At 69.7% G+C, this 10,148-nt stretch carries 9 protein-coding genes; 7 read left to right on the plus strand and 2 right to left on the minus strand.

Features of this window, described 5'->3' with window-relative positions; all coding sequences use genetic code 11:
• The first annotated feature begins 280 nt into the window (after window positions 1-280).
• The 4 genes from ACZ6CV_RS26980 to ACZ6CV_RS26995 are packed head-to-tail and all read left to right on the plus strand — an operon-like array spanning window position 281 to window position 5,168.
• On the plus strand, window positions 281-2,497 hold the full coding sequence (locus ACZ6CV_RS26980; protein ID WP_469253228.1) for a polyribonucleotide nucleotidyltransferase: 2,217 nt from the start codon (window positions 281-283) through the stop codon (window positions 2,495-2,497).
• The gene (locus ACZ6CV_RS26985; protein WP_362374221.1) at window positions 2,494-3,873 is read left to right on the plus strand and encodes a M16 family metallopeptidase; all 1,380 of its coding nucleotides are present in this window, start codon (window positions 2,494-2,496) and stop codon (window positions 3,871-3,873) included. The genes ACZ6CV_RS26980 and ACZ6CV_RS26985 overlap by 4 nt, the downstream gene beginning before the upstream one ends.
• A 54-nt stretch (window positions 3,874-3,927) precedes the next feature.
• Window positions 3,928-4,680, plus strand: coding sequence for a 4-hydroxy-tetrahydrodipicolinate reductase (gene dapB, locus ACZ6CV_RS26990; protein ID WP_355811968.1), 753 nt, complete (start codon window positions 3,928-3,930; stop codon window positions 4,678-4,680).
• Window positions 4,681-4,715: 35 nt separating this feature from the next.
• Window positions 4,716-5,168, plus strand: coding sequence for a tetratricopeptide repeat protein (locus ACZ6CV_RS26995; RefSeq protein WP_358709559.1), 453 nt, complete (start codon window positions 4,716-4,718; stop codon window positions 5,166-5,168).
• 12 nt (window positions 5,169-5,180) lie between these two features.
• Here the strand turns inward: ACZ6CV_RS26995 and ACZ6CV_RS27000 are convergent, their stop codons facing one another.
• Both ACZ6CV_RS27000 and ACZ6CV_RS27005 read right to left on the minus strand, forming a co-directional pair.
• Window positions 5,181-5,747 (minus strand): hypothetical protein, encoded by a 567-nt coding sequence (locus ACZ6CV_RS27000; RefSeq protein WP_362374226.1) that lies wholly within the window; start codon window positions 5,745-5,747, stop codon window positions 5,181-5,183.
• A gap of 123 nt (window positions 5,748-5,870) precedes the next feature.
• Window positions 5,871-6,110: a hypothetical protein gene (locus ACZ6CV_RS27005; RefSeq protein ID WP_469253229.1), complete on the minus strand. Its 240-nt coding sequence runs from the start codon at window positions 6,108-6,110 to the stop codon at window positions 5,871-5,873.
• Window positions 6,111-6,319: 209 nt separating this feature from the next.
• On the opposite strand from ACZ6CV_RS27005, the gene thyX reads away from it, so the two are divergent.
• From thyX to ACZ6CV_RS27020, 3 genes are all read left to right on the plus strand, one after another.
• Entirely contained in the window at window positions 6,320-7,060 is a 741-nt protein-coding gene (thyX, locus tag ACZ6CV_RS27010) for an FAD-dependent thymidylate synthase (protein ID WP_362374228.1), read from the plus strand.
• A 190-nt stretch (window positions 7,061-7,250) separates the two neighbouring features.
• A complete protein-coding gene (dapA, locus tag ACZ6CV_RS27015; protein ID WP_355811982.1) occupies window positions 7,251-8,150 on the plus strand; it encodes a 4-hydroxy-tetrahydrodipicolinate synthase in 900 nt (299 codons plus the stop codon).
• Window positions 8,151-8,297: 147 nt separating this feature from the next.
• On the plus strand, window positions 8,298-9,983 hold the full coding sequence (locus tag ACZ6CV_RS27020; protein ID WP_469253230.1) for a ribonuclease J: 1,686 nt from the start codon (window positions 8,298-8,300) through the stop codon (window positions 9,981-9,983).
• The last annotated feature ends 165 nt before the right edge of the window (window positions 9,984-10,148 follow it).

Here is a 10,148-nt window from a genome sequence, read left to right on the forward strand (position 1 = left end):
CCACGACGCCCACGGGGACAGCGAGCACCACCCCGACGAGGGAGAGGCGCACCAGCCGCCGCCGGTCCTCGGTAGTGGCCCCCGGGACATCCCGGGTGCTTCGATCGAAGACCGGCCCGCACACACGGCGCGCTTCTCCACCCAGTCCCGGTCCACGCCGGACAGGCCCCGCAAGGGCCGCTCCGCGCGGGACGAGGTCCGCCGAGGACCGACGGGACGCCGCCCCCGGGCCACACGGGCCCAGGGGCGCGAAGACGAAACGTAGACACGTAGGAGAACAGTGGAGAACGAGACCCACTACGCCGAGGCCGTCATCGACAACGGCACGTTCGGCACCCGCACCATCCGCTTCGAGACGGGCCGCCTGGCCAAGCAGGCCGCCGGATCCGCCGTGGCGTACCTGGACGACGACACCATGGTGCTGTCGGCCACCTCCGCTTCCAAGCGGCCCAAGGACCAGCTCGACTTCTTCCCGCTGACGGTGGACGTCGAGGAGCGGCAGTACGCCGCCGGCAAGATCCCCGGTTCGTTCTTCCGTCGTGAGGGTCGCCCCTCCGAGGACGCGGTCCTGACCTGCCGCCTGATCGACCGCCCGCTGCGTCCTTCCTTCAAGAAGGGCCTGCGCAACGAGATCCAGATCGTCGAGACGATCATGGCGCTCAACCCCGACCACCTGTACGACGTGGTCGCGATCAACGCCGCCTCCTGCTCCACGCAGCTGGCCGGCCTGCCCTTCTCGGGCCCGATCGGCGGCACGCGCGTGGCGCTCATCAAGGGCCAGTGGGTCGCCTTCCCGACGCACACCGAGCTCGAGGACGCCGTCTTCGACATGGTTGTCGCCGGTCGCGTCCTGGAGGACGGCGACGTCGCGATCATGATGGTCGAGGCCGAGGCCACCGAGAAGACCATCCAGCTCGTCAAGGACGGCGCCGAGGCCCCGACCGAAGAGGTCGTCGCCGCCGGTCTCGAGGCCGCGAAGCCCTTCATCAAGGCGCTCTGCAAGGCCCAGTCCGACCTCGCCGCCAAGGCCGCCAAGCCGACCGGCGAGTTCCCGGTCTTCCTGGACTACGAGGACGACGTCCTCGAGGCCCTGACCGGCGCGGTCAAGACCGAGCTCGCCCAGGCGCTGACCATCGCCGGCAAGCAGGAGCGCGAGGCCGAGCTGGACCGCGTCAAGGAGATCGCCTCCGAGAAGCTGCTCCCGAAGTTCGAGGGCCGCGAGAAGGAGATCTCCGGTGCCTACCGCGCGCTGACCAAGAAGCTGGTCCGCGAGCGCGTCATCAAGGACAAGGTCCGCATCGACGGCCGCGGCGTCACGGACATCCGTACGCTCGCCGCCGAGGTCGAGGCCATCCCGCGCGTGCACGGCTCGGCGCTGTTCGAGCGTGGCGAGACCCAGATCCTGGGCGTCACCACGCTGAACATGCTCCGCATGGAGCAGCAGCTCGACACCCTCTCCCCGGTGACGCGCAAGCGCTACATGCACAACTACAACTTCCCGCCGTACTCGGTCGGCGAGACCGGCCGCGTGGGTTCGCCCAAGCGCCGCGAGATCGGCCACGGTGCGCTCGCCGAGCGTGCCATCGTGCCGGTGCTCCCCTCGCGCGAGGAGTTCCCCTACGCGATCCGCCAGGTCTCCGAGGCCCTCGGTTCCAACGGCTCGACGTCCATGGGCTCGGTCTGTGCCTCGACGATGTCGCTGCTGAACGCCGGTGTGCCGCTGAAGGCCGCCGTCGCCGGTATCGCCATGGGTCTGATCTCCGAGGAGATCGACGGCGACACGCACTACGTCGCCCTCACCGACATCCTCGGTGCGGAGGACGCGTTCGGTGACATGGACTTCAAGGTCGCCGGTACGAAGCAGTTCGTGACCGCGCTCCAGCTCGACACCAAGCTCGACGGCATCCCCGCCTCGGTCCTGGCCGCCGCGCTGAAGCAGGCCCGCGACGCGCGTCTGCACATCCTCGACGTGATGAACGAGGCGATCGACGTTCCGGACGAGATGTCCCCGAACGCGCCGCGCATCATCACCGTCAAGATCCCGGTGGACAAGATCGGTGAGGTCATCGGCCCCAAGGGCAAGATGATCAACCAGATCCAGGAGGACACCGGCGCCGACATCACGATCGAGGACGACGGCACCATCTACATCGGTGCCGCCCAGGGCTCGCAGGCCGAGGCCGCCCGCGCCACGATCAACGGCATCGCCAACCCGACCATGCCGGAGGTCGGCGAGCGCTACCTGGGCACCGTCGTGAAGACGACGACCTTCGGTGCGTTCGTCTCGCTCATGCCGGGCAAGGACGGTCTGCTGCACATCTCGCAGATCCGCAAGCTCGCCGGCGGCAAGCGCGTGGAGAACGTCGAGGACGTCGTCGGCGTGGGCCAGAAGGTCCAGGTCGAGATCGCCGAGATCGACTCCCGCGGCAAGCTGTCCCTCATCCCCGTCATCGAGGGTGAAGAGGACGACGACACGAAGGACGACACCGACAAGTGACGTCGCGTAGCACCACGACGACGGCCCGCACCTCCTCGGAGGCGCGGGCCGTCGCCCGTACCCAAACCCTCATCAAGGGCGAGAACGGCATCGGCACCGTCCGCAGGACGACCCTCCCCGGCGGCCTGCGCGTCGTCACGGAGACGCTGCCCTCCGTGCGCTCGGCGACCTTCGGCATCTGGGCCAACGTCGGCTCCCGCGACGAGACCCCGTCCCTGAACGGCGCCACGCACTACCTGGAGCACCTCCTCTTCAAGGGCACCAAGAAGCGCAGCGCCCTCGACATCTCGGCCGCGCTCGACGCGGTCGGCGGCGAGATGAACGCCTTCACGGCGAAGGAGTACACGTGCTACTACGCGCGCGTGCTCGACACCGACCTCCCCCTCGCCATCGATGTCGTCTGCGACATGCTGACGGGCTCCCTCATCCTCCAGGAGGACGTCGACGCCGAGCGCGGCGTCATCCTCGAAGAGATCGCGATGACCGAGGACGACCCCGGCGACTGCGTGCACGACCTGTTCGCGCACACCATGCTGGGCGACACCCCGCTCGGCCGCCCGGTGCTCGGCACGGTCGACACGATCAACGCCCTGGACGCCGACCGCATCCGCCGCTTCTACAAGAAGCACTACGACCCGACCCACCTCGTGGTCGCCGCGGCGGGCAACGTGGACCACAACAAGGTCGTACGCCAGGTCCGCGCCGCCTTCGAGAAGGCCGGCGCCCTTAGGCGCACCGACGCCACCCCGATGGTCCCGCGCCAGGGCTCCCGCGCCCTGCGCACCGCCGGCCGCGTCGAGGTCGTCAACCGCAAGACCGAGCAGGCCCACGTCATCCTCGGCATGCCGGGCCTCGCCCGCACCGACGAGCGCCGCTGGGCCCTCGGCGTGCTCAACACGGCGCTCGGCGGCGGCATGTCGTCCCGACTCTTCCAGGAGGTGCGGGAGAAGCGCGGCCTGGCCTACAGCGTGTACTCGTACACGTCGGGCTTCGCCGACACCGGCCTCTTCGGCGTGTACGCGGGCTGCCGCCCGAGCCAGGTGCACGACGTCCTGAAGATCTGCCGCGACGAGCTCGACCACGTCGCGGAGCACGGACTGAGCGACGACGAGATCGGCCGCGCCATCGGCCAGCTGGCGGGGTCCACGGTCCTCGGCCTGGAGGACACCGGCGCCCTGATGAACCGCATCGGCAAGAGCGAGCTCTGCTGGGGCGAGCACATGTCGGTCGACGACATGCTGGCGCGGATCTCCGCGGTCACCCCCGACGAGGTGCGCGAAGTGGCCCGTGACGTGCTCGGCCACCGCCCGTCCCTCTCGGCCATCGGCCCGCTCAAGGACAAGCAGGCGGCCCGCCTCCACGAAGCGGTCGCCTAGGCCGGCCGAGGAACCGACACAACAGGGCCCAACTCCCGCGAAGGAATGAAGGACATGAGCAAGCTGCGCGTGGCGGTCATCGGCGCCAAGGGCCGGATCGGCTCCGAGGCCGTCAAGGCCGTCGAGGCCGCCGACGACATGGAACTGGTCGCCGCACTCGGCCGGGGCGACGAGCTCGGGACGCTGACCGAGTCCGGCGCCCAGGTCGCCGTCGAGCTGACCCACCCGGACGCGGTCGAGGAGAACCTCGACTTCTGCGTACGGAACGGCATCCACGCCGTGGTCGGTACGACGGGCTGGACCGACGAGCGCCTCGCGCGGCTGCGCACGTCCCTGGACGCGTCCCCGGAGACGGGCGTCCTGATCGCCCCGAACTTCTCCATCGGCGCCGTCCTCACGATGAAGTTCGCGCAGATCGCGGCCCCGTACTTCGAGTCCGTCGAGGTCGTCGAGCTGCACCACCCGAACAAGGCCGACGCCCCCAGCGGCACCGCCACGCGCACCGCCCAGCTCATCGCCGAGGCGCGGCGGGAGGCGGGCAGCGCCCCGCAGCCCGACGCGACGGCGACGGCGCTGGACGGCGCACGCGGCGCGGACGTCGACGGGGTGCCGGTGCACTCCGTGCGCCTGCGCGGCCTCCTGGCCCACCAGGAGGTCCTGCTCGGCGGCGAGGGCGAGACCCTGACCGTGCGCCACGACTCGCTGCACCACAGCAGCTTCATGCCGGGCATCCTGCTCGGCGTGCGCCGCGTGGTGAGCACCCCGGGGCTCACGTTCGGCCTGGAACACTTCCTGGACCTCGGCTGAACCGAGAGCCTCGGCCGACCCCAGAGCTGAGAGACATGCGCGCAAAGATCACCTACGCCGTCACCGCCGCCGTCCTGGTCGTCTACTTCGTCCTGGTCGGCAGCCGGGGCGTGCTCCTCATCCAGCACGGCACCGTCCTCACCGTCACCTTCGGTGTCGCGGTGCTGATCCTGCCGGTCATCGGCGTCTGGTTCCTCTGGAAGAACACCCAGTTCGTCCAGCGTGCCAACCGTCTCGCCGCCGAACTGGAGGCCGAAGGCGGCCTGCCCGTCGACGAGTTGAAGCGGACGCCCGGCGGCCGCATCGACCGCGACTCGGCCGACGAGGTCTTCGCCCGCCGCAAGGCGGAGACGGAGGACGCGCCGGACGACTGGCGCTGCTGGTTCCGGCTGGCCGTGGCCTACCACGACGCACGGGACACCCCGCGCGCGCGGAAGGCCATGCAGCGGGCCATCGCCCTGCACGCGGGCAGGCCGGTGAACGTATAGGCGAGGGTCGGCTCAGGCCGTGGGCCGGTACTCGTCGGCCCACACCTCGATGGAGTCGGCGGCGCGGTTGAACGCCTCGTGCCGCGCCAGGAAGTCCGCGTTCCGGTCCGTGAGGAGCAGCTGCGCCCCGGCGGCTTGCGGCTCCTGACCACGTCGTACGAGAACGAGCGCCTGCCCCTGCACCGTCCGGGGCAGCCCCAGCCAGCGCACCGGCTGCTGCGCGGTCCGCACGGCCGACACCTGGGCCCAGGCCACCGTCTGCGTCGTCAGGAAGCCGACCCTGCGCAGCCCGTGGGCGCTCACCCAGGTGCCCATGCGCAGCAGGCGCAGGGCGCCGACGATGACGAGCACGGCGAGCCCCGCGCATCCTGCGGCCCCCGCCAGGGACCCGGTGAACACGATGATCACCGAGGCGAAGAGGACGAACGAGGCGAGCAGCAGCAGCAGCGCGGAGGCGCCGACCCGCCAGGGACCCGGGCGGTAGGGCCGGCGCCAGTGATCGCGGTCGTCGAAAGGCAGCGCGGCGTCGTCCGCCGCGTCGTCGAATGCGCGGTCCGCGGTCAGGAAGGGCAGGGGCACGGGCTGATCCTCACTCAATCCACACGGGGGCTGTGCCCGGTGAGGCTATCGAGCTGTGTCTCCTGCTACCACCCTTGGGGGGCCGGACGAGTCACGGCCGGCCGGCGACGGCCCACGCCCCGGTCAGCGGCCGTCCGAGGCCTCGGACTGCTGGTGGTGCACGGGTGACTGATCGGCCGACATGGCGGGCATCCCGAAGAGCAGGGATCCGACGAGGCCGGCCACCACGGTGAGGCCGATGAGCGTGCGCCCCATGATCTCACTGGCCGACGCGCGTTCTCGGGGCGGGGGAGTGACGTTACTGCGGAACTTCTCGGCTTCGGCGATGAAGGCGAACGGGACGGGCTCTCGCCGGCGGAACATGGTGCGCGCTTCTCCTCACGGGTCTCGAACGGAGCTCCGTGGAGCTCTGTGGACTCTCTTGTCTAGACAGACGCTCGAAACGCCCAAAAGGTGCCCTGTTTCGGCAAATTAGTCGAACGATGTCGTGGCGGGTCACCGAACGGCCGATTGTCGGTGCCGGGCCATAGAGTGGGCGCCGCCCCAGAGATGCACATGGAAGGACCCCGCCTGTGAGCGAGACCCCCACCGAAGACCTCAAGCCCAGCTTCCGCAGCGAGGTCACCGTCGAGCTGGTGAAGCACGCCGCCACCGACTCCGACGTCCTGTGGGCCGCCCGAGTCTCCACGGCGGGCGAGCAGTCGCTCGACGAGCTCCAGAAGGACCCCGAGCGGTCCAAGGGCCTGATCAACTACCTGATGCGGGACCGCCACGGCAGCCCCTTCGAGCACAACTCGATGACGTTCTTCATCAGCGCCCCGATCTTCGTGTTCCGCGAGTTCATGCGCCACCGCGTCGGCTGGTCGTACAACGAGGAATCCGGCCGCTACAGGGAGCTCCAGCCCGTCTTCTACGTGCCGGACGAGTCCCGCAAGCTGGTCCAGGAGGGCCGCCCCGGGAAGTACGTCTTCGTCGAGGGCAGCCAGGCCCAGCAGGAGCTCACCGGCCGCGTCATGGAGGACTCCTACCGCCAGGCGTACGAGGCGTACCAGGAGATGCTCGCGGCCGGCGTGGCCCGCGAGGTGGCCCGCGCGGTGCTCCCCGTCGGCCTCTACTCCTCGATGTACGCGACGTGCAACGCCCGTTCGCTGATGCACTTCCTCGGCCTGCGCACGCAGCACGAGCTCGCCAAGGTCCCCTCGTTCCCGCAGCGGGAGATCGAGATGGTCGGCGAGAAGATGGAGCAGCACTGGGCCGAACTGATGCCGCTCACCCACGCGGCCTTCAACAAGAACGGACGCGTGGCGCCGTAAGGCACTGATGTGCGGATGAGCCGAGTGAAGTGTCCGTATTGCGGCACTTCGTGAAGTTCATCTAGCCTGATCAAACGGACCCGGCACTGCTTGAACCCCCGAGCAGGCAGTGCCGGGCTCCACACTTGTCAGGTCCGCACACATCCCCCGAGGGGCGACCCCGCGCTGAGCAGCGAGTAGCGTGTTACCCATGGCTCCGACCTCCACTCCGCAGACCCCCTTCGGGAGGGTCCTCACCGCCATGGTCACGCCCTTTGCGGCGGACGGCGCACTTGACCTCGACGGCGCACAGCAGCTCGCCGCCCACCTGGTGGACGCAGGCAATGACGGCCTGGTCATCAACGGCACCACCGGTGAGTCCCCGACCGTCAGTGACGCGGAGAAAAACGATCTCGTACGAGCCGTAGTGGACGCCGTCGGGGACCGTGCCCACGTCGTCGCGGGCGTCGGCACCAACGACACCCGCCACAGCCTCGAGCTCGCCCGCGCCGCCGAGCAGGCCGGCGCCCACGGCCTCCTGACCGTCACGCCGTACTACAACAAGCCCCCGCAAGAGGGCCTGTTCCGGCACTTCACCGCGATCGCCGACAGCACCGGGCTGCCGGTCATGCTCTACGACATCCCGGGCCGCAGCGGCGTACCGATCAACACCGAGACGATCGTCCGCCTCGCCGAGCACCCCCGGATCGTCGCCAACAAGGACGCCAAGGGCGACCTCGGCCGCGCCAGCTGGGCCATCGCCCGCTCGGACCTGGCCTGGTACTCCGGCGACGACATGCTGAACCTGCCGCTGCTGTCCGTCGGCGCGTGCGGCTTCGTCTCCGTCGTCGGCCACGTGGTCACCCCGGAACTGCGCGCCATGCTGGAGGCACACCTCACGGGTGACGTGCAGAAGGCCACGGAGATCCACCAGAAGTTGCTCCCCGTCTTCACCGGCATGTTCCGCACCCAGGGCGTGATCACGACCAAGGCGGCGCTGGCCCTCCAGGGGCGCCCCGCGGGTCCGCTGCGTCTGCCGATGGTGGAGCTGTCGCCCGAGGAGACGCACCAGCTCAAGATCGATCTCGCCGCCGGCGGGGTACAGCTGTAACCACAGACTTCACAACTGAATAAGCGAAACCGTGGGCGCGACACCAGCTGTCGACCGCCCGCACCCCACACGACAACTGCTACTGCACGAACGTCATACGCGCCACGTGCCCAGGAGGTACGTGGCGCGCGTGGTGAGGAGAGTCTTTTGAGTCATCCGCATCCTGAACTCGGCGCTCCGCCCAAGCTCCCGAAGGGCGGCCTCCGGGTCACCCCGCTCGGCGGCCTCGGCGAGATCGGCCGCAACATGACCGTCTTCGAGTACAACGGTCGTCTGCTGATCGTCGACTGCGGAGTGCTCTTCCCCGAGGAGGAGCAGCCCGGGATCGACCTGATCCTGCCGGACTTCACGTCCATCAGGGACCGCCTCGACGACATCGAGGGCATCGTGCTCACGCACGGCCACGAGGACCACATCGGCGGCGTCCCCTACCTCCTGCGCGAGAAGCCGGACATCCCGCTGATCGGCTCCAAGCTGACCCTCGCACTGATCGAGGCGAAGCTGCAGGAGCACCGCATCCGGCCGTACACGCTGGAGGTCGTCGAGGGCGACCGTGAGGCGCTCGGCCCGTTCGACTGCGAGTTCGTCGCGGTCAACCACTCCATCCCGGACGCCCTGGCCGTCGCCATCCGCACCCCCGCGGGCATGGTCGTCGCCACCGGCGACTTCAAGATGGACCAGCTGCCGATGGACGGCCGCCTCACGGACCTGCACGCGTTCGCACGGCTGAGCGAGGAGGGCATCGACCTCCTCCTCTCCGACTCGACGAACGCCGAGGTCCCGGGCTTCGTCCCGCCGGAGCGCGACATCTCCAACGTGATCCGGGGCGTCTTCGCCGGCGCCCAGAAGCGGATCATCGTGGCGAGCTTCGCCAGCCATGTGCACCGCATCCAGCAGATCCTGGACGCCGCGCACGAGTACGGCAGAAGAGTCGCCTTCGTCGGCCGCTCGATGGTCCGCAACATGGGCATCGCCCGCGACCTCGGCTACCTCCGCGTACCGCCGGGCCTCGTCGTCGACGTCAAGACGCTCGACGACCTGCCGGACAGCCAGGTCGTCCTGGTCTGCACGGGTTCGCAGGGCGAGCCCATGGCCGCGCTCTCCCGCATGGCCAACCGCGACCATCAGATCCGCATCGTCCAGGGCGACACGGTGATCCTGGCGTCGTCCCTCATCCCCGGCAACGAGAACGCGGTCTACCGCGTGATCAACGGCCTGACCCGCTGGGGAGCGAACGTCGTCCACAAGGGCAACGCGAAGGTGCACGTCTCCGGCCACGCCTCGGCCGGCGAGCTGCTGTACTTCTACAACATCTGCAAGCCCAAGAACCTGATGCCGGTCCACGGCGAGTGGCGCCACCTGCGCGCCAACGCCGAGCTCGGCGCCCTCACCGGCGTCCCGCACGACCGCATCGTGATCGCCGAGGACGGCGTGGTCGTCGACCTCGTCGAGGGCAAGGCGAAGATCGTCGGCAAGGTCCAGGCGGGTTACGTGTACGTCGACGGCCTCTCCGTGGGCGATGTCGGCGAGCCCGCCCTGAAGGACCGCAAGATCCTCGGGGACGAGGGCATCATCTCCGTCTTCGTCGTGGTGGACTCCAGCACCGGCAAGATCACCGGTGGTCCCCACATCCAGGCCCGTGGCTCCGGGATCGACGACGCGGTCTTCACCACCGTCATGCCGAAGATTCAGGAAGTCCTGGAGAAGTCGGCGCAGGACGGGGTCGTCGAGCCCCACCAGCTGCAGCAACTCATCCGCCGCACGCTGGGCAAGTGGGTCTCGGACAACTACCGCCGACGCCCGATGATCCTGCCGGTGGTCGTCGAGGTCTGACCCTCCCGACCACGCGAGCTCCGGAGCGGGGGGGGGGGGGGGGGGGGGAGGGGGGGAAGGGGAGGGGGGAGGGGGGGGGGGGGGGGAGGGGGGGGGGGGGGGGGGGGGGGGGGGGGGGGGGGGGGGGGGGGGGGGGGGGGGGGGGGGGGGGGGGGGGGGGGGGGG

This window comes from Streptomyces sp. NPDC041713 (assembly GCF_055591085.1).